Raw genomic sequence first — 20,316 nt, 5'->3', positions numbered from 1 at the left:
TTACCCTCAAAATGGGACACTTTTAGTGAATTAAACGACAGTTATAGATTAGAAAAAAAGCAATAAAATGACTTTTATAAATTTGATTTAAACCATTAGATATGGCACTTTTCAAAATCACCGTCAAGCAACCAATGTACCGCAACGGCATCAAGCTCGAGAAAGGAATGTCTGTTGAAGTGGTGATGGTTCACCCCGCTTATTATCCCATCACTTATAACAACGGACAAGCCGTTGTCGATGCCTTTATGCGGATCTACGGCATCGACCTCAGGAAAGTGAATGCCGTGAATTCAGCGCATTTGGATGTGGTGAGGGTGAGGTAAATAATCTTAAAAAAAATATGATAATGAATACTGATTGTCCTAATTGTGGCTCTGAATCAGCTTTCCATAATGGAGTATGCCATGAATGTCCTGACTGTGGTCATGAATGGGATTGCATTAAGGAAGAGAATAAAGATTGAATAAATTTTCTTGGTTTTTCAAACTACCTAAATTAAATATTCAAAGTTAAAGCTTGATTGAAATGGGGAAATATGATTGGTTTTTATATGGATTCTTTGGAATAATTATAGGATTATTTTCCAGAAAGGGATATGGCTTTTGGAAAAAAGAAGATGGGGATAAAGTTTTTAAGAAAAAACTAGGAGTATTAGGTCCCTCAGGAAGTGGCAAAACCCATTTTTTAAGATACCTTAAAGATGGATCAATTTCTACCAAATATGTCCCAACTCCATTAATGAAAGAGGAAATAAAAAGTATTGAGCTGATTAAGAACGGTAAAACCTTGATTTTAGAAAGGACTGAGGATTTGCCTGGAGATGATATTTCCATTGAATTATATTATGGAGAGTTTATAAAATCTTGCTCACACATTTTTTTTCTTTTCAATTGTAACGATTTCATTAGGGAAAGTAACTATAGAAACCACACTATTGGAATGATTAAGTTTGTTTTAAAGAGGAATAAGCCAATAGTTTTTTTAGGAACGCACATTGATGTTTTTCAGGGCATAAATGGAAATGAAAGTGAAAGAAAAAACGCACAGGGCAAGATTATAAAATATTTATCTGATAAAATTCCGGTAGATAAATTTAAACACTTTGAGGTAATAAATATGAAACAAATAAATGAACTGGAAATTATTAAAGAAAATCTCTTTAAATGAAATGAATATGGAAAGTCTCATATTTATTCAAGCAGAAAAATTTGGCGAAAAAAATTATTTATTAGTCGGCAACAAGCTTATCGACAATAAAAAACTGATTATAAATCACCTATCTAATCGTTTAATGTTTAAAAATAAGTTTGATTTTACATTGAAGAAAAGTGATGTTCCATATACAGAGATAATTAAAAAAGTCCCATTTGGTTATTTAATTATTGGCCAACTAAATGAAAAAGACACAAATGGGAGAAATATGATCTTTAATTGCTTTTATAACGGAAATTTGAATGATGTAGGGGATTATTTAATTGAGAACTTTGAGCAAATAAGTAAAACTATAAACCTTGATAGCTTACAAATAATTAAAAATACTATTCTTAATCAAAAAAGAATCAATAAAATTTTATTGGCTTTTTTGGTTCTATTAATTGGATTCAGTATTACTAAACTCATTTTAAGATTATGAATGACCAAAATGAAAATCCAAAAGCGCTTTTGATTTTAGACGAAACTGATGTGATTTCCATTAAATGGGAAAAAGATTATGATCTTAATCTAGATGTAAAAATTATCAGTAAGGAAGAGCAAAAATTACTGCCATATAAGTTTGAAGAAAGACCAAAAATGGGTCAAGTTTATATTCAACATCCATTTATAAATGATTTGTACCTAAATCCTGATATAAATCCTCATGAAATTCAAAGGTTAAAACTTGGAAATTTGTCCCAACTAAGTGCCATTCTCGGAGCAAAATCTTTTAAAACTATTTTGATAAATAAAAAAGAGGGGATTAAAGAAAAATCAATATCAGGAGTAGTAAGTACCCCTATAAATTCGTTAGAGGTTGGTGGTGTTGATAGAGTTGGTAACATACTGGACAGTTATTATGAATTAGAGAATGAGTTCGAAGGGAATTCACCAAACTATCAAAATGCGATTAATTTCTCAGTCCAATCAGGTTTAGTAAAAGATAAATCTATACTTCAATTAATTGAAAAAAGAAATCCAATTTATGGGAACTTGTTAAAAATGGAAAAGGTAAAGATTAATTTATCCCAAGAAATAAATAAATCTTTTGAATTTGGAGCTAGTTTAAAGGCTATGGCAGGGAAATTAAACGTAAAAGTAAATTACGCCTCGAAAGATATTAATAGAGAGATAGTTGAATTGCTGATTGAGATTGAGTTTTGAATTCAGAAATATGGAAAAAATAATAAGATCATTATCTGATTACACTAATTGGGTAAATGAATACTACAAAAAACAAGGTGAAGATAGAAAACATCATTTTTTTAGAGGCCTTTCTTCAGACAAATACAATCTTCTACCATCTGTTTTAAGGGATGATCAGCTAAATGAAAAAGAAGTAATTTTAGACTTTAAGCAATTTTCTTACCCAAAATACTCAAATTTCAGTTTTATTGATGATTTAGATAAGATTCTTGTAGATATGAGACACTATGAGTTACCTACAAGATTAATTGATTGGAGTTTAGCCCCCTTGACTTCTTTATTCTTTGCATGCAAATATAAGCCAGAAGAAAATGGCAAAATATTTATACTAAATCCTTGGAGATTATGGGAAAAACTTGTCAACAATAAAAACACACCAGAAATTCACCAAATTCATATTATATCTAGGGCTTTATTGGGAAAAGGTTGGGATTTTGGAACGATAAAAAAATTCATTGGAGAAAAATACTTTTTCAATGATCTTTCAGAAGAAAGTTTAGTTCTTCCGTTTCCATATATTTCAGTTTTTTCTAATGAAAGAATATCAAGTCAGAAAGGTTGTTTTACAATTCAAGGATCCAACAAAAATGAGCTTGAAACCACCTTGTCAGGTTTGGAAGTATTGCATTCCGTGATTATTGATAAATCTTGTAAAGACCAAATTACCCAAGAATTGAATAATTTTTTTATCAATGATTTTTCATTTTATCCTGATACTGTTGGAATGAAATATGTTTTTGATAAATATAAAAGTTTATTCAATAGGTTTTAATATGCTTCCACCCCACCGCCCCTACCTCCGCTTTGATATTGACAAAATCTTTAACATCGTAAAAGCTACTATGCATCAGGAAGCAGTAAAAATAGGTAATGGAAATGCCTTGTACCAAGACTGCTATACGGGCAAAACACTGAATGGTGGAGATCCTTATGATTACGAGCATATTTATGGTTCGGAGTGGGTGCATTCGGCTTACAAGCATCTCCTGACCGACGAGCAAATCGCCTTAGTAGTCAACTGCCCCGAAAATGTAGCTGTTACCCTCCGCACCATCAACCAATCAAAAGGCAAAACCGATCCTGTGGTTTGGATTGCTAATCCGAGGAATATGGAAAATCATCAAATAGACCTGAAGCTTGCATTAGCCAATATCAAAAACGCAAAAGAAGGAATTGAGAAAAAAGTAAAGGAATTGATAAGGTAAGCTTAATCAAATTAAATTTTTTTGTACTTCATTTTTACAGTGGAAACAAGTTATACTTCGGCCAAGCTTTCTAAAACGAAGGAGTGTAGATAATTTGATTAAATTTATCTCCATGATGCTTAGAATCCTTCCCCTATTCCTTTTCCTTATTTCATTTCAAAACCGCGCCCAAGAAAAACCCTGGATGCTAGGCCCTTTTCTCCGCTCTGAAAATCCCCAACCCATCATTTCTCCTTCTAATGAGACTTCCTTTCAGGATCCGATGTCCGGTAGATTGGTCAAATGGGAATCCATGGCTACGTTCAATCCGGCGGCAATCCTCAAGGATGGAAAAATCCACATCCTCTATCGTGCGGAAGAAAAACTCGGTGAAAAGGAAATTGGTGGCCATACTTCACGTCTCGGCTTGGCAATCACAGAAGATGGGGAATCTTACAAAAGACAGCCTGAGCCTATTTTTTTTCCTACCAATGACAACCAAAAGGAATTTGAATGGACCGGGGGCACAGAAGACCCGAGGATCGTGCAGACCGAGGACGGACTATATGTTTTGACTTATACCCAATGGAACAGGGAATTTCCACGCTTAGCAGTGGCGACGTCCAAAGACCTGAAGACATGGGAAAAACACGGGCCGATTTTCAGGGAATTCAAAGATGGCAAATACCACAACCGTGAAACCAAATCAGGTGCCATCGTCACCGAACTCAAAAGCGGCAAACTTGTAGCTGCCAAAATCCATGGAAAGTATTGGATGTACTTTGGTGTGCCGCATATCTGGTTGGCGAGTTCGGAGGATTTGGTTCATTGGGAACCGATTGAAGGATCTGATGGAAATATAGCCCCTGTTTTGAGTCCGAGATTGGGGTACTTTGACTCATGGCTGGTAGAAGCAGGTCCTCCACCGGTGCTGACCAAAGACGGCATCGTAGTCCTCTACAATGCAGGCAACCAAAAAGACATCGGTGTCAAAGAATTGGGGAACAGGGTTTATACCGCAGGACAGGCCTTGTTTGACAAAAATGAGCCATGGAAGTTGCTCGATCGGACAGAAAAGCCATTCCTAAAACCCGAATTTCCATTTGAAAAATCCGGGCAGTATGTCGATGGAACTACATTTGTGGAGGGCTTGGTATATTTCAAAAATCAGTGGTTTCTCTATTATGGCACTGCCGATTCGATGGTGGGAGTGGTTGTGTCTAAGGATAAATAAATAGAACTTAAAAAGCCTTATAACCTTTCTACAATTTCCCAAATTTGGATTTGGCCTTATGAATTTTTAAATTTAATTACTTTAGAATGTTATGGACACGAAATCACTTCAAGCCAAAATAGAAAATCTGACTCCTGACTTGCAGAAAGAAGTAGAGATTTTTCTGGAAAATCTTCTGAAAAAGAAAAAGGACAAAAAAAAACTGAAACCAATCTTTGGCTCAGCCCGAGGTGAAATCACAATTTCTTCGGATTTTGATGAACCAATACAGGATTTTAATGAATATATGTAATGGATTTAATCTTAGATACCCATACACTACTTTGGTTTTTGAATGGCGACGAAAAATTACCACTGAGGATAAGGCATCTTATTGAATCTGAAGAAAACACCAAGTATTTGAGTATTGCCTCAATATGGGAGATTGGAATAAAAATGAGTTTAGGTAAATTAATTTTTCCCAAGGGTCTTGAAAAACTTGTTTCATTGGTTGTTGAAAATGGGTTTTTGATCCTTCCCATTACAACTCAAAACATTATCTCGGTTTCCAACTTAGAATTTATCCATAGAGACCCATTTGATAGAATCATCGTTTCTCAAGCCAAGGATAATAATTTTCAAATATTGACTTTTGACCAAAACATTTCCAAATATCCCGTAAATACAGTTTGGTAAAGAAAAGTTCATGTCTTTTTCCTCTTTGGAATTTAACCCAGATTATGCGCGCTAAAGGATTTGTTCATCCCAAAAAATTTCTCCTTATACATCTTTGCGCTAGGGAATAAGGTTTTCATCTCCGAATAGGTCAATAACCTGATTTCATCCAAGTATTGCTGTGCTTCATTTGGATTCCATTTATTTCCCCTGCTCAGCTTTGTTTTGGTCAATAGGAACAATGTCAGGTTCTTGGGTAAATACTGGACAAAAGGTAGGGCATAATGCGCTTCCATGAAAAAATGCCTGTTTGGGGTCTGTACAAAATATTTCTTACCGACCCGCATGGCTTCTTTCGCCATTTTCTGCTGATTTTCCCAAGTGTAGAGGTGTTCAATTACCGAATTGGAAAAAACAAGGTCAAAACTTCCGTCTGCAAACTGCGATAAATCGGTGGCATCTCCTGCCATACTGCTCAATCCCTTGATTTGGACTTCCTCTGCACTGAGGTTGAGCATTATGATTTCAACTTTGCCTGATTTTAACAAATCCAGGTCTTTCCAAAAATGTACCATGCCTCCTATGTCCAAAATTTTAACAGGAAATTTCCCCTCAAAATTTGTCTGGAGAAGGTTTTCAAAGTACTGAAAACGCTGCTTTCTAAATCTATTTCCTAAAGAATTGGGATTATCAGAAGAAGCCAATAAGGCTTTAAAATCCATCATATTAAAATATCCATCTGCTTCTTGGGCAAAGCTATTTATTTTAATAAATTAATTACACCAAAAGTACGAGCTCAATCATAATCTTTTTTACTTTTGCCAATAATTTCAATGATTTGCAAACGCTTTGATATAAATCCGGAACTATTGAAACCATTTTAGTTGAATTAGCCGTATTTATGTGAAAGATTATTGTTTTTTATGAAAAACCGTTTTTACAAATATTTTCCTTGGCTTTTTGTTCTGGGAGACATATTGACAGTTTCATTCTCATTTTTTATCTCCAACAAGGTCTTTCAACCATTTGAAGAGTTCAAAGGGCTTGATTTTCCTACTTTCCCTGCCTTTATCATGATCTGGATGGTAATCACCATCCTGAAGGAAGATTTCAAAATCGGCAGAACCAATGAAGCGGATCAGACTTTCAAAAAACTTATAGGTTCGCTAGCCTGGTTTTTGGTGATCATTTCCATGATCTGGATGCCATTTCATGACAACTCCCTCAGGTTGCTTTCTTTCTTATCTTTAGCGGCAAGCTTATTGGTATTTCTTGGGATCTATAGGGTCGGCGTACATCTGATCTTAAGGAAATACAGGGAGACAGGTTATAACTACAGAAGAGCAGTCATCTTGGGAACAGGAGGTACAAGCGACCAACTTGCGCAGGTGTTCAGGTTAAGAAGAGATTTCGGGATCAAGTTTTTGGGATATTATGACGACAAAGACGGATCAGGCCAGACCAGAGGAAATATCGAAAAGTTTTTTGAGGAAGCCATCAACCTGAACATAGACCAAATATACATCAGTGAGCACCTTGAAGAGAAAAAAGTAAGGAAGATCATCAATTTTGCAGACGAGCATTACATCAAAGTCAAAGTAATCCCCGGAGGATCACTCCAATTGGAAAAGAACCTCTCTTTTTCCAAATACGGGGACTTCTTTGTCATCAATGTCAATGAAATCCCATTGGACAATGCCTTCAACAGGATGTTCAAAAGGGCATTTGATATTGTTTTTTCAGCTTTTGTGTTGGTTTTTATTCTCAGTTGGCTGATTCCTTTAGTAGGCTTGTTGATCAAGTTGGAGTCCAAGGGGCCGATTTTCTTTATCCAAGAAAGGAACGGCGAAAACAACAAGGTTTTCATCTGTCTCAAATTCAGGTCCATGACACCAAACGACTATGCCGATACCAAACAGGCTGTCAAAAATGATCCAAGAATCACAAGAATAGGTTCCTTTCTGAGAATGACTTCTTTGGATGAAATGCCCCAGTTTATCAACGTCTTGCTTGGTGATATGTCCATTGTCGGTCCAAGACCCCATACCATTCCTATGAATCGGGTCTTTAAAACCCAGATTGAAAAATATAATAGCCGCCATAAAATCAAACCTGGAATAACAGGACTTGCACAGGTCAAAGGCTATCGCGGGGAGATTGAAAATCCACACCAGATCCGGTCAAGAGTCAAACTTGATTATTTTTATATCCAAAACTGGTCGATCCTATTCGATCTCAAAATCTGCATCCTGACAGTATATGAACTGATCGTAAACAGGGAAAATGCTTATTAAGCATTATTATCAAGTAGATAGAATCAAAAAAACAGATAAAAAAAACCCAAGCCTCAAAAGCTTGGGTTTCAGTTTTTAAAGTCTGGAAATATTGATTAAATCAAATCCTGAATAAGGCATCAAAAAAGCCCATGGTTTCACCCTTCTTCTTAAATATCAGCATAGGGATTTCATTGTTGACCTCTACCAACTTCTCCGCAACACTGCCAAGTAACACAGCCGCGGATGCAGTCCGGCCTCTACTTCCCATCAAAATCAAATCCATCCCTTCTTCCTTGGCCTTTTCGATGATCAGTTGACCTGGTTCTCCTTTATTGGACAATACAAAAAGACAGTCATACTCAGGATGGTGGTGCTTTTTGATAAATTTTTCATAGTCTTTTCTTGAATTCTCCTCCATGATTTCGGTAAATTCCTCAAAGGTTTTGCCTGTTTTATGGTAGCCTGTTGGCACTTCAAAAAGATGTAAAGCAAAGATCTTTGCATCAAATTCTTCTGCAGCTTTTTGGGCAAAATTAATGGTCATATTGGTATGCTCCGAAAAGTCCATTGGAATCAAAATCTTTTTGGGAACCTTCATTTCGACCCTTTCAGGAAGAAATAAAACAGAACAGGGAGCCTTTTGGGCCATCGTTTTGGCCAGGGAGCCACTTCCCTTGAGGGTGATCTTTCTTCCCATAATAATGAGATCGACATCCTTCAGTTTTGCCCACCTCAGAAAAGTAGTCATTGGATTCCCCTCTTCAGCAAAAACTTCTATTTCCACGTTTTCGGGGAATTGGTTTTGCTTGATGATGGTCATGATCTCCGCCTCTATGGCTTCATCGGCAGGAGCAACCAAATCGGGAAATTTTTCTCTGATTTCCTCCGGTAGGGATAGGTTTTTGGAAACATGGATAAAATAAAGTTTTTTGATACCCAAGATCTCGGATAATACCCCCATTTTGGAAATCAGAATATCATCCATTTCCGTGAGGTCCATTCCGACCATTGCCTTTTCAAAATTCTCCATAGTTTGCTGCTATTTACCCGCTCAATTTACAATTTTAAAATTTTCTTTTGAAAAATCCCCATTACAATTTATCCGAATCTCCGATTTAATCTGATCCTCCTTTTCTAAATGATTTATATTTGTGTTAAATGGCAAAATCTATAGGTAAATATTTCATCGCAATTGTACCCGAAGGTGAAATCCAACAAAATGCTACGGAATTGAAACTGATGCTGAAGGAAAATTTCAACCTCAAATATGCCCTTAAATCCCCGGCACATATCACGCTTAAGATGCCGTTCAATTGGAATGAATCGAAAGAGGATAAGTTAAATGGACACCTAAAAAGCTTTTTTGATAAGGTCAAACCTTTTGACCTGAGGTATTCTGGATTTGACCGTTTTGGAAGAAGGGTTATTTTTATCAAGACAAAAGAGGAGCCTGCACTGTTTTCTATTCAGCTCGCACTTTCCAAATATTGCAAAACAGAACTCAAACTAGTAGAAGAACTCAGCGACATGGCCTACCATCCCCACATGACTTTGGCTTTCAAGGACCTGAAAGCAACACAATTTGACGCCTATTGGGATTTTATCAAAAAGCAAAAATTCGATGCCAAGCAAGAAGTCAAAGACATTGCCCTACTCAAAAGAATTGAAGGCAGGTGGGTAGTGGTGAGTAGGTTTCAGCTAAATGGTGCAGGCAATTCCGCTACTGCTTAAGGTTTTTCTTTCAACCCTTTCTACCCCTCTTCAATTTCTCAAAAACTTCCAGATACTGATCGGTGACATGGTCCCAATTGTACTTTTGGGTCAGGCCTTCCCGGGCGGTAATCCGGAGACGATCAAGGTCATCGGGGCTTTTTTCGGCTTTGGAAATCAGGGCAGAAACTGATTCAGGGCTTTTGGAAAAATACCAACCGTGCTTGCCGTTTTGGAGCATCTCCTGATTGAAAGCGGTGTCCAAAGCCAAAATTGCACAGCCATATCCCAATGCCTTCAACATCGCAGGGTTTGTGCCTCCATACTCATGCCCGTGAAAATAAGCGTAGCAATTATGGTACAGTGCCTTTAACTCTTCCGGGTCAGTGACATATCCTGTAAACAAAAGCCTTTCATCCTGCATTGATTTGAGTCCCTCGGCATAGGCGTCCTGATAAGGAACATCGCCCACGATAACCAGTTTCCTTTTGCTGTCAGATTGGACAAATCCTGAGATAATCAGGTCGGCATTGTTGTCAGGAACCAACCTCCCCACTATCAGGTAATAGCCTTCCTTTTTCAGGTTCCATTTTAGGAGTTTGGCAGGATCCGAATTCACTGATGGATTGGCACCATAGGCGATGACTTCGGATTCTGTCTTGAAAAGCTCCAGGTAGATTCTTCTCATTTCATCTGAATCGTTGATGATTTGATCATAAAATCTCGTAGCCATCTTGGATGCCCAAAAGAAATATTTCGATCCAAAACCTTTCCATTTAGGACGGAGCCATTCGAGTCCATCGACATTGATGGCAGTCGGTTTCCGGAAGATTCTGGAAATCAATCCAAAAGGGCCATTGGCACTGTTGACCACAAAAATCACATCCACATCCGAAAAGCAGGCGTGGATCATCGAAAAAAAGGAATGCGTCAACTGCGTCAGGCTTTTGGTTTCTACCGCAGGCATATAGATCAGCTTGATCCCATTTACTTCGGCAGGCTTTTCTTTGAAGAGGGAACGGTGACAATACACCCTGACATCTACACCTCTTTTTTGGAGCCGCTCTCCCAATTCCTTGACCATGGTATCATAGCCACCATAGACATAAGGATATCCCTTGGCTCCCAAAATACATACCTTCAGCGTTTTGTTTTCTTTAGCCATTTTCAAAAAGTCTGATAAAATTTCTCTGAAAAGCCTCAGGGGAAAATTTCTCCAATACCCTTGATCTTCCTTTTTCGCCCATTTCTTTTCTTAATTCCTCATTTTCGACCAAAGCAGAAATTGATGCTGCGGCTGATTCGGCATCATCCCACGGGATCAACAAGCCCGTTTCACCTTCCAAAATCATTTCATTTGCCCCACCATGGGCGGTTGCCACAACAGGCTTGCCCGAGGCCATCGCCTCCAAGATAACCGTGGGAAATGGGTCAGGAAGAATGGAGGGTAAAACAAAAATATCCAATGCTTTCAAAATCTCCGGGATATCCTTACGAAAACCCAAATAACTAACCTGGTCTTGCAAACCGGTTTTTTGGATTTTTTCTTTCATCTCATCCACCAAATGTTCTGTTCCGGGATAGGAATCCCCAACCAGTACAAAATGGATATCGCCATGTTTCTGAACCAATAAACTGGCAATATCCAGAAAGTATCCTTGCCCTTTCCAGTGGTTGATCCGTCCGATCATTCCGATCAGAACCTTTGGTCCAATACCAGGAAGCTCATTTCTACTATCTGCTTTACATTCTACATAAGGTTTGTAATCAATACCGTTGTGTACCAAAACCAGCTTGGATTCTTCGACTTTTCCTTTCCAATTGTCCCAAACAGCCTGAGAAACCACCACTACTTTATCGGCATTCCTTTTGATGATTTTTCCCATCAGCCAGACAAACCATCCCGGAGAAATCAAAATCTCATGGAGGTGCCAAATGTGTTTAACCCCTTTTATGCGTGCCAAAAAAGCCCCAACCAAAACAGCAGTAGTATTGGAATAAATATGTGTAATGCGGTTTTCGAACATCAATGTTTCCAAGAAAGACTTGGCTTTCAGGATTGTTTTGATCCTGTTAAGCAAACCTGATGGGTTGAAATATTTCCTGCGCAATATTCCAAGTTTGTGAATATGGACCGTCGCACCCAAATTTTGTAATTCCTGCATCAATGGCCCTTCTTCAGAAAGAACAACTATCACCCCATAACCTACCCTCTTCAGTGCACGGACAGATTCCAGTAATATTCTGCTCGCCCCATAAAGGTCCGATGAACCGTGAAGCACCAAAACATTTTTTTCGGTAGGAGAATGGTTTTCTGCCATCAAAATTCCCTTTTGAACATATAGGAAGCTCCCAAAAACCCGGTGTGGTCAGTCAATTCCACATGGATGGAATTGGAATATTTTGAAAAAAGTCGGAACAATGCCTGTGGGTCATAGCTGTTCATCTGCATCATAGGCTCAGCTTCCAGTTTTCGGTTTTTGAGGCTTGAATACACAAAGTTATACAGAGAATAATGCGCCCTCAGGAAATAATGGTAATACTTGATTTTCGGCCAATTATTCCCATATGTGGCCTGAATCTGCATGATTCCTCCGATTTCAAGCCTTTCCAAAAGCTGTTGGATGATCGCCATCCCGATCTCGGTATCAATGTGTTGTAAGACGATATAAGAATTGATAAAATCAAACTTGCCTGTATTGGGTAATGTTTTCCCTTCAGAAAGCAAGAATTCCACATTTTCCGCTCCCATTTCGATGGCGTGGGATTTTGCTTTTTCAAGGATCTCCGGTGAAACGTCAATGCCTACGGTCCTGTTTTTTGTGACAAAAGAAAAAGGTATTGCCAAACGCCCTACTCCACAACCGAAATCAAGAATCGCAGCTTCGGATAAATCAGAGTCATAAATCGTTTTGATTCTATTCAATGTCTCAGAGACATAGGTCTCCCCGGTAGCAAAAAACTCAGACAAACCTTTATCCGTGATTTTGTCAGACTTGTATTTTGGATCAGAAAGTACCCCATAGTATGGGTCTTCCTTTCCGAATTTTTTCCAGGTTTCTACCGTGTTGGTCTTCATTTACTTTCTGCTTTTGATGATCCTTGCGGGATTTCCGGCCACGATGCTGTAGGGAGGCACATCCTTGGTGACGATGCTCCCGGCTGCGACAACTGAACCTTTTCCCACAGTCACTCCCGCTAGGATTACTGAGTTGGCAGCTAACCAACAATCGTCTTCAATTTTAACAAAAGAGCGGGTCACTCCCTGCTCGATCATTGGTAGGGTTGTTTCAGAAAAATTATGGTTTTCTGAATAGATGCTTACCCGTGGGGACATCATGACATTATCCCCAATCTCAATATAACCCGAGCAGCCGATGTAGGCATAAGGACCAATGCTGCTGTTGTTTCCGACTTTCAGTCCAACTCCGGCTTCTCCTCCATAGAGATTGGTCGGTCTGATGATGGCGTAACTCCCAATGGTGACCTTGTCTCCAAAAACCAATCCTTTTTGGGAAAGCCCGTTAATCTCGCAGTGATCTTGAGCGATGAAATTTTTGCCGGCATGGATAAAAGACGCTTGTCGGATGGTGACACCCTTACCTATCAGAAACAGCCCTTTGGCTGCTCCAAACCTCCACTGTACCAACATCCCCCTGACCATCCAGATCCCCATTCTAACCAGAACCCCCAAAGTGGAAAACGAGTCCCATTCCGATCCAAAGCGGTCGCTGAGGTCAATACCTGTGAGTTTTGAGGTGGTTTTGCCTAGGAAATTACCCATTCAGAATTTCTTTAAATGCCTGCTCCAAAGATAGGAAAAACTTCTCCGTGGAAAATTCCTTCAATCTGATTCTCCCTTTTTCGCCCAATTCCATTCTGAGCTCAGGATCATCCACCAAAAGCTTCATGGACTGAAAAAGTGCTTCTGAATCATTTTTTCCCAAAACCAAAGCAGCATCTCCTGCAACTTCCATCAACGCTCCTTGTCTGGAAATGATAACGGGCAAGCCAAAAGAAAAAGCCTCCAAAACAGGCAATCCAAAACCTTCATTTGCGGAAGGGAAAACATATCCCAAGGCGTTTTGGAAGTAGTTTGCCAGCTTTTCTTGTGCAACATATCCGGTAAAATCGACTCTATCAATCAATCCCAAAGAAGCCACCAAACCAGTCAAATAATCATAATCATCCAAAGTTTCGCGCGGCCCTCTTTGACCCACAAAGACCAAACGGATATCTTCATAACCGCTCCGCTGTACCAGTCTGTCAAAGGCAGTGATGAGCATACCGAGGTTTTTCCTTTTCTCCAAAACACCCACATGAAGAAAATACCTTGACGAAATAATCGGCTTCTCTTCAGACGGGACTTCCTCCGACGATAGCCCGGAGGCGGGGTACACCACACGGATAGGCAGGGATTTAAAAAGAGGCAATTCTTGAAGCCTCATTTTGGAAAAGTGTGTAATCGTAATGATTTCTCCATTATTCCTTAATCCTTTTTCCAAAAAATAAAGGTAATATTTCAACCAAAGTCTTTGGTAATGGTCAGGAGAATCCCAAAAGAAAGTGTCGTGGAGTACGGAAATTTTTTTTCCCCTAGACCAAATTGGACTCATTATGTCAGGGCAAAAAACCAGATCAGTCTTGTAATAATAGGATAGAATAGGAAGAATAAATTGCTTTCTGAGGAAATAAAGAAGCTGAAACAGGATGTTTTTCCATTTGGCGGTTTTTCCCCGAAAGAACTTATTTTGTTTTAATTTTTGAAAATCCGGACTGATGACATAGTCAAATTCTCTGTTCGGGTTTTTGAGAATCTCTTCACAAAGTGTCACCATGTACGTTCTGATCCCTGTCTGCGCCACATAGAGGTAAAATACATCGACCAATACTTTTGGCTTATGCTTTCCCATACTTGATTTTGGAATATTCATTCATTGTATATCCTATCACCCACCATGAGACCCAACTTATGTATAAATACATCTCAGCATTTGCTGTAAACAAAGGCAACAATAGGCCTGTTTTGACAGCGGCACCTGTAAAAGCCAATCTTGCAGACATCACGTTATCAGTAAGTCTAAACACCCTGATAGACCGCGTAATGGAATATCCCAAAAGAAGGATGTATAAAAACATCCCCAAAAATCCCAACTGCACTCCATATATCAGGAATTGGTTTTCCCCTCCTACCCGCACTTCGTCAGTAACACTTCCCGAATTGCCACTCATGGCCAAACCGACTCCGAATGGATTTTCTATCATCGACTCCAAAGCGGTTATCCACTCCAAAACATGGCCAACACTGGAAGCATTCTGAAATGTCAGGGTATCGATCACAAAGAAATAGAAATCTTCTGAAGCAAAGAAAATCACAAAAACCACAAAAGTAAGGACTAAACCAAGTCCGAAAAGGATCAGTTTATGTAGCTTAAATATCAGGGCAATAAAAAAAATCATAATAAAAAAAGCACCGAAAGCTGCCCGGGAACTCGAAAAAAAAAGGCTTGCCATCGTGCAGATCATGACCAGGATGTAAGGAAATGAATCTTCCTTTTTAGAGGTCAAAAACCAGATTAGGCCTGCTGCAAAACCCATGAGCACGGAACTTGCAAGCTCTAAAGGATCTGAAAAGAAAGATGCCAAGCGTTTGGTTACCGCCTGAGTTTCGAATGTCCAAGAAAGACCGAAATTACCTGAAGGTTCTATGTTGTTTATGACATTATTAAAAACTGCATACCCTGTAAAGCTTTGCAAATGTGTGTCTAAAGCTACTTCAATCAGGTTGACTCCAAAGCCCGCCAAGGAAATAATGAATATAATTTTAAAAAACAATCCTACTTCTTCGTCATTGAAAATTGTGTTCCTTCCAAGAAAATAAATCAAGGAAGGGATAATCATTCCTTTGAAATAAAACAGTTTACTCAGAAAGTCACCTTCTCCAACCGGTGCAAAAAGAAAGAAGGTACCCAATAGCATTAATCCCAAAAAAAGTTTGTCAACAAGAACCAGTTTAAAGGGATAATCAAAAATGTTTTTTTGATAAAGGATAAATATCAAAACAGCGATGATGACTATCAGGTCTTTTAAAAACTGTAAGCTTTTTACCAAAACGACCGATTCTGTAGATAGGTAGGTTACACTGAGGTAAACCGTATAAATGGGAAAATATGCCAGAAGAAAAAAGATGACATACTCCCATTTCCCTTTCAACACAAATTTTCTCAGCGCCCAAAATAATGTGAATACCAGCAGAATGGAAAGACATATAAAAATTACAAAATGCATCTGGAAGGTATTTTATTCAGGATCGGGATTACAAAGTTCTTAATTCAGGTCAAAATAAAAAATCAAAGCAAATACCGTTTCTATAGTTTATTTGGTGCAAACAATCCATTGATTGATTTTAAAGAAGTTTTGTACAATTCTTGAAAGTTTATTTTTAAGGGGCATTTTATATCTGATCAGGTTGGCATATTTATCACCAAGTGAATAGGAATAATGTAGTCTCTTGGTGAATCCTTGCTCTTCCGTGATTTTGGCCAATAGGTCAAATGGGAAAATGAAAGTGTGTTCCAATCCATCAACAATCCTAGGCACCTTCAGGGTCAAGTGATTGAACCATTTATAACTCCTATATAATAAGCTTGACATATTCGGGGTGCCTATCGCAAGTGTACCTCCCGGTTTGAGGATCCTTTTCATTTCAATAAGGTAGCCTTTTGGATCCAATACATGTTCAATGACATGGCTGATATGGATAAAATCAAAATGGTTGCTTGGGAATTTGGCTTCGGATAAATCCCCTTTAAATACCTTGACTGGAAATTTTTCTTGTACAAATTCAATAGCACCTTGGTCATATTCGGTAGCGTACAGCTCAAATCCCAAGCGGTGGGCATATGCCAAGCCCATTCCAAGACCACAGCCTACATCCAAAAATTTTCCTGTGTTTTCATAAATACTGAAATGAGGTGCTATTTTAAAAATTTGCGCTTTATCCAACTTACTTATTTTGTTGATTTCTTCTTTGATGATGTTTTTAAAATCAAGGCTTTGGTAAATGTCTTTTTCATAATAGTCATTATAATATTTTACCAAATCAGTAGAATCTGCCATCGGGTTAGCGAAAATCAACCCACAGGCTTTGCATCTTGCCCGGGAAATGTGAGGACCAAATCTTTGAAGGTCCATAGCATCTCCCACTATATTGATTGATGAACAGATAGGGCAATTTTTATGGATGATCATTTTAAAATAGTAAATAGTCAACAAACCACAGACGAAAGTCCATTGGTGAATATTTGTAGGGCATTATTTGACAAATAGGCCGTCATATTGTCCCTTCAAGATGTTTCTTGCTTTTTTGAACCTTCCTTTCAATGCCAAATAAAGGACAAATGCTGTATTTCGGAAAGATTGATACAGCAAACTTAATACAAAGGACAATAGATTTGCATGTTTTCGGATCAGGAATAGGTGGTTTCTGGTTCTATAATAGTGAATGATGGGAGGAATTATGCCTTCTTTTGTTTTCTCTTTTTTGGATGAGCCACCTGCGACATGGTAGATTTTAGATTGGGGAAGATACCTCAACCTATACCCAAGTTTCTTGAATCTAAATGACAAGTCCACATCTTCATAGTAAGCAAAAAACCTGTCATCAAACATTCCCACCTTTCGGATCGAAACTGATCTGAGCAGAATTGCACAGCCTGTGATCCAATGTATATCCTTTTCCTCATCAAATTGGCCTTCATCAATTTTGCCGATACCGACGGACCAAGTCAGCTCCAACCATTTGAAATATCCCCCTCCAGCATTCCAGATTCTATTTCGCTCAGTTTCAAACATGATCTTTGGTTGGGCAGCTCCATAGCTAGGATTTTGATCCAAATAATCAACCAAAGGCTGAAGGAAATCCGGTTCTACGACAGTGTCGTTGTTAAGTAAAAGTACATATTCTAAGAAATTGTCCAATGCCCACTGGATTCCTAAATTATTTCCTCCGGTAAATCCAAGATTGGTTGAACTCTGAATCAATTCTATTTCGGGAAATTCATTTTTCAGCATGCTACCAGAATCATCCTCAGAATGATTGTCGACCAAAACTATTAAAAAATCAGGATGGTTGACTTTACGTAGCGATTCAAGACAGGCTTTGGTAAGTAAGTAGCCATTCCAATTGATAATGATTACTGCAACTCTTGCTTTGGAAATGGTGTTCATAGAAAAAAGATAGTTTCAACGGTATCGGTTTGCTGTGCTGGTTTGGTGATTCATTAAATTCAAATTTAAGGTTTTCTGTTGGGACTTCTAACTCTGATTCCTCCCATATTCAAGCATTTCAGGATTGTATCCAATCAATATTTAACTTTTCCATTTCCCCACATGGCAATGCGAGGCCAATCAAGTTTGATCCCTTTGGAATTGGTTTCCACCAAAACAGCCCTAATTATTTCCTCTATTACTAATCGCTTTTAAAAGAAATTTAGAATCAATTTTTTGTTGTAAATCCAGTTCAAAGTACAGCATATCAGAAAAGCAACAATTTCTGTAATCACTAAGGCAAAGCACAAACCAATTGCCCCAAATTGATTTGTAAGAAAGATGGAGGTAGAAAGCATAAAGATTCCCATCATCCAGGAAGATTTGAATAAAAGGTTGTTTTGGCCTTTGGCTAGGAAAATAACCACATTTATGATATTCAGCGAGGCCAAAAAAGGAATAAATGCCAAAACCCTCAGGTAAGAAACGGATTCAGCTAACTCCTTTTTGGATAGCACTTGGATGATAAATGGAGCTAAAGCAAATACCACAAGGGAAACTGTCAAACCGATTGCTAAGGACAATAAACTGACCTTTTTTAAATAGCCTGAAAACTTGTTTAAATCCACCTGAAATAATTTAGTGGCATTGGGATAAACAGAATGGATTACCACAGAAGGGAACATCCTCAAGACCATCGATATCCTTTCTGCAAGGCTAAACATCCCCAACACCTCCGATACTGAAAAGAAACTCAATATAATTAATCCTCCATTGACCGAAATATGTGCAGTAATGTTAGCCAAAAAAAGCAATCCATTATCCTTGAGGGAAGTGAAAAGCTGGACAAACTTTGGCTTGTAAAACCTGATTTCCAGCATGAAATGAATGTAGAGAAGCAGCAGGATGTTGATCCCCAATCCCGACGCTCCCATGATGAAATTCACCCATTTGGCAGAATCAGGCTTATGTATAAAAAGCACGATCCCCATCAAGTATAGCAACTTGCTGAATACGTTGGCGATGGAAATCAATTTCATTTTTTCCATTCCCTGAAAAAACCACAGCGGAAGTGTAGCCTCAGAAAACAAAAGCAATACTGAAAAGAGCAATATCCACTGATACTCTCTGAACATGTTCAATCCAAAAATAGCTACCACAATGCCCAAAGTGGCCAACAATGCCATCAATACTTTGCTGAAAACAATGTTGGAGACAAGATGGGAAAGCATCTCTTTGTCGTTTTGATGCAGGGCGACTTCCCGTGGGCCGCTGAGGTTATACCCAAATCCCACCATGATATTTGCAAGGATAATAACTGAAAGAGAAAGGTTGACCAATCCAAACCCATCCACACCGATGGACTGTATCAACAGCGGCATAGAGATCAGCGTGATCACAATATTGGAAGCCTGAATGGTAATCAAAAAAATAAAGTTCTGTATCGATTTGTTCTTGAACAGGCCTGTAAAAGTATGGGAAGTGATTTTTTCTATCATATCGGGACATGATAAAAATTCAACTTCCCTCGATATGAAGGCGGTATAATTGCCTGAAATACAAGAAAAGTAAAGCCGCAAAGCCCATCAGAACAGCACCATAAACCATTCCTTTGAGGAGTTTTATCCGGGTACTTTTCAATGGATATCTTGGCGAATCGATAATTTGTATCAATGGAGAATTGTTGCGGTGGTTGACTTTGGCGATTTCCAGGTTTTTGGTTATTTCCGCAAAAACAGCCGATGCAGCCTGTATATCCACCTGCTTTCTGCGGCTGCCCACTGTTGCACTTTGCACAAGTGAATTGGGGAAAGGAATCCTGTCTGCCATGGTTGCATATTCCAACAGGTTTTCATCCAACACAGCCCTTACACTGTCAGCCTGCATCTGAAGGATGGCAAGGTTTTCGGCTGTCTTTTTTGTTTTGGTTTCCAGGTAAAAGCTATTGACGTTGGCAACCATTGACTCGTTGAAAACTTTTGAAAACAGCTCATCCTTAGAACTTACTGTGACATAAATGATACTCAGCTTTCGGTTGGGCTTTTCGACAGAAAGGTGTTTTTCTCTTATCAGCTTTGATATTTCTTTGACCACAGAATCCTGTGTTATAGTAAAATTCTCCCTAGGAATGGAAAAATTAAGACTTGCCAGATCCACCTTATTTTTCCATTTTTTATCAAGCTCGTTGAATTCAATATACTTGTCGATCAGGAGTTTTTTGTCGTCAAAAGGGCTCAGAAGAGTCTTGCCCAACATGTTGTCGGATTTGTAGAGCTCCATGATATTTTCACCTTGGAAAATCCCGGAAGGACCACTCATCGAACCCAAGTTGATGCCCAAAAGTGATGCGATCCCCGAAACCTGTCCCATTCCTCCCATGTCCGATTCTTCCAAAACGAAAGTCGTCTCTGCATGGTAAACAGGCTTCTTGAAGATAGATACCAATGCACCCGCTACAATCCCAATAATTGCTGCCAAAAGGAATATTTTCCACTTACTGATAAAGAAGAAAATCCATCCTTTGAAGTTGAGAATAACTTCTTTGAGCGTAATCTTATCATCCAAAATATGTTGCTGTCCATTCATA

The 20,316-nt window shown here is 38.6% G+C and carries 23 protein-coding genes; 11 read left to right on the top strand and 12 right to left on the bottom strand.

Annotated features, from left to right (window positions below; translation table 11 throughout):
• Window positions 1-101: 101 nt before the first annotated feature.
• The 9 genes from DQW11_RS20920 (at window position 102) to DQW11_RS20875 (ending at window position 5,496) form a co-directional block, all read left to right on the top strand.
• Window positions 102-326, top strand: coding sequence for a DUF6140 family protein (locus DQW11_RS20920; protein ID WP_113926082.1), 225 nt, complete (start codon window positions 102-104; stop codon window positions 324-326).
• A gap of 202 nt (window positions 327-528) precedes the next feature.
• A complete protein-coding gene (locus tag DQW11_RS20910) occupies window positions 529-1,170 on the top strand; it encodes a GTPase domain-containing protein (RefSeq protein ID WP_157966165.1) in 642 nt (213 codons plus the stop codon).
• Window positions 1,171-1,177: 7 nt separating this feature from the next.
• On the top strand, window positions 1,178-1,636 hold the full coding sequence (locus DQW11_RS20905) for a hypothetical protein (RefSeq protein WP_198669941.1): 459 nt from the start codon (window positions 1,178-1,180) through the stop codon (window positions 1,634-1,636).
• On the top strand, window positions 1,633-2,361 hold the full coding sequence (locus DQW11_RS20900) for a hypothetical protein (RefSeq protein ID WP_113926078.1): 729 nt from the start codon (window positions 1,633-1,635) through the stop codon (window positions 2,359-2,361). Before DQW11_RS20905 ends, DQW11_RS20900 begins: the two co-directional genes overlap by 4 nt.
• A gap of 10 nt (window positions 2,362-2,371) precedes the next feature.
• Window positions 2,372-3,175, top strand: coding sequence for an FRG domain-containing protein (locus DQW11_RS20895; RefSeq protein WP_113926077.1), 804 nt, complete (start codon window positions 2,372-2,374; stop codon window positions 3,173-3,175).
• A 1-nt stretch (window position 3,176) separates the two neighbouring features.
• Window positions 3,177-3,608, top strand: coding sequence for a hypothetical protein (locus DQW11_RS20890; protein WP_113926076.1), 432 nt, complete (start codon window positions 3,177-3,179; stop codon window positions 3,606-3,608).
• Window positions 3,609-3,723: 115 nt separating this feature from the next.
• The gene (locus DQW11_RS20885) at window positions 3,724-4,821 is read left to right on the top strand and encodes a glycoside hydrolase family 130 protein (protein ID WP_113926075.1); all 1,098 of its coding nucleotides are present in this window, start codon (window positions 3,724-3,726) and stop codon (window positions 4,819-4,821) included.
• A gap of 91 nt (window positions 4,822-4,912) precedes the next feature.
• A complete protein-coding gene (gene vapB, locus DQW11_RS20880) occupies window positions 4,913-5,113 on the top strand; it encodes a type II toxin-antitoxin system VapB family antitoxin (RefSeq protein ID WP_113926074.1) in 201 nt (66 codons plus the stop codon).
• A complete protein-coding gene (locus DQW11_RS20875; RefSeq protein WP_113926073.1) occupies window positions 5,113-5,496 on the top strand; it encodes a type II toxin-antitoxin system VapC family toxin in 384 nt (127 codons plus the stop codon). The genes vapB and DQW11_RS20875 overlap by 1 nt, the downstream gene beginning before the upstream one ends.
• A gap of 32 nt (window positions 5,497-5,528) precedes the next feature.
• Here the strand turns inward: DQW11_RS20875 and DQW11_RS20870 are convergent, their stop codons facing one another.
• Window positions 5,529-6,200 carry a methyltransferase domain-containing protein gene (locus tag DQW11_RS20870; protein WP_113926072.1) on the bottom strand — a complete coding sequence of 224 codons (672 nt, stop codon included), beginning with the start codon at window positions 6,198-6,200 and terminating at the stop codon, window positions 5,529-5,531.
• Between the two features lie 198 nt (window positions 6,201-6,398).
• On the opposite strand from DQW11_RS20870, the gene DQW11_RS20865 reads away from it, so the two are divergent.
• Entirely contained in the window at window positions 6,399-7,769 is a 1,371-nt protein-coding gene (locus DQW11_RS20865; protein WP_113926071.1) for an exopolysaccharide biosynthesis polyprenyl glycosylphosphotransferase, read from the top strand.
• Between the two features lie 100 nt (window positions 7,770-7,869).
• Here the strand turns inward: DQW11_RS20865 and DQW11_RS20860 are convergent, their stop codons facing one another.
• A complete protein-coding gene (locus tag DQW11_RS20860) occupies window positions 7,870-8,781 on the bottom strand; it encodes a universal stress protein (RefSeq protein ID WP_113926070.1) in 912 nt (303 codons plus the stop codon).
• A 128-nt stretch (window positions 8,782-8,909) separates the two neighbouring features.
• On the opposite strand from DQW11_RS20860, the gene DQW11_RS20855 reads away from it, so the two are divergent.
• Window positions 8,910-9,482, top strand: coding sequence for a 2'-5' RNA ligase family protein (locus tag DQW11_RS20855; RefSeq protein WP_113926069.1), 573 nt, complete (start codon window positions 8,910-8,912; stop codon window positions 9,480-9,482).
• A gap of 10 nt (window positions 9,483-9,492) precedes the next feature.
• On the opposite strand, the gene DQW11_RS20850 is transcribed toward DQW11_RS20855, so the two are convergent.
• The 10 genes from DQW11_RS20850 to DQW11_RS20805 all read right to left on the bottom strand — a co-directional run bounded on the left by DQW11_RS20850 (window position 9,493) and on the right by DQW11_RS20805 (window position 20,315).
• Window positions 9,493-10,626, bottom strand: a complete 1,134-nt coding sequence (locus DQW11_RS20850; protein WP_113926068.1) for a glycosyltransferase — start codon at window positions 10,624-10,626, stop codon at window positions 9,493-9,495.
• A complete protein-coding gene (locus DQW11_RS20845; protein ID WP_113926067.1) occupies window positions 10,619-11,782 on the bottom strand; it encodes a glycosyltransferase family 4 protein in 1,164 nt (387 codons plus the stop codon). Before DQW11_RS20845 ends, DQW11_RS20850 begins: the two co-directional genes overlap by 8 nt.
• Entirely contained in the window at window positions 11,782-12,540 is a 759-nt protein-coding gene (locus DQW11_RS20840) for a class I SAM-dependent methyltransferase (protein WP_113926066.1), read from the bottom strand. The genes DQW11_RS20845 and DQW11_RS20840 overlap by 1 nt, the downstream gene beginning before the upstream one ends.
• Window positions 12,541-13,245 (bottom strand): acyltransferase, encoded by a 705-nt coding sequence (locus DQW11_RS20835; protein WP_113926065.1) that lies wholly within the window; start codon window positions 13,243-13,245, stop codon window positions 12,541-12,543.
• Window positions 13,238-14,374: a glycosyltransferase family 4 protein gene (locus tag DQW11_RS20830; RefSeq protein WP_113926064.1), complete on the bottom strand. Its 1,137-nt coding sequence runs from the start codon at window positions 14,372-14,374 to the stop codon at window positions 13,238-13,240. Before DQW11_RS20830 ends, DQW11_RS20835 begins: the two co-directional genes overlap by 8 nt.
• Window positions 14,361-15,749: an O-antigen ligase family protein gene (locus DQW11_RS20825; RefSeq protein ID WP_113926063.1), complete on the bottom strand. Its 1,389-nt coding sequence runs from the start codon at window positions 15,747-15,749 to the stop codon at window positions 14,361-14,363. The genes DQW11_RS20830 and DQW11_RS20825 overlap by 14 nt, the downstream gene beginning before the upstream one ends.
• Window positions 15,750-15,836: 87 nt before the next feature.
• On the bottom strand, window positions 15,837-16,655 hold the full coding sequence (locus DQW11_RS20820; protein WP_232826814.1) for a class I SAM-dependent methyltransferase: 819 nt from the start codon (window positions 16,653-16,655) through the stop codon (window positions 15,837-15,839).
• 120 nt (window positions 16,656-16,775) lie between these two features.
• Entirely contained in the window at window positions 16,776-17,690 is a 915-nt protein-coding gene (locus DQW11_RS20815; RefSeq protein ID WP_113926061.1) for a glycosyltransferase family 2 protein, read from the bottom strand.
• A gap of 251 nt (window positions 17,691-17,941) precedes the next feature.
• Window positions 17,942-19,228, bottom strand: coding sequence for an oligosaccharide flippase family protein (locus tag DQW11_RS20810; protein ID WP_113926060.1), 1,287 nt, complete (start codon window positions 19,226-19,228; stop codon window positions 17,942-17,944).
• Window positions 19,229-19,247: 19 nt separating this feature from the next.
• A complete protein-coding gene (locus DQW11_RS20805) occupies window positions 19,248-20,315 on the bottom strand; it encodes a GumC domain-containing protein (RefSeq protein WP_113926059.1) in 1,068 nt (355 codons plus the stop codon).
• Window position 20,316: the final 1 nt, after the last annotated feature.

Source organism: Cognataquiflexum aquatile, from assembly GCF_003316845.1.
Classification (GTDB): Bacteria; Bacteroidota; Bacteroidia; order Cytophagales; family Cyclobacteriaceae; genus Cognataquiflexum; species Cognataquiflexum aquatile.
This window is presented reverse-complemented; position numbering and strand designations above follow the sequence as displayed.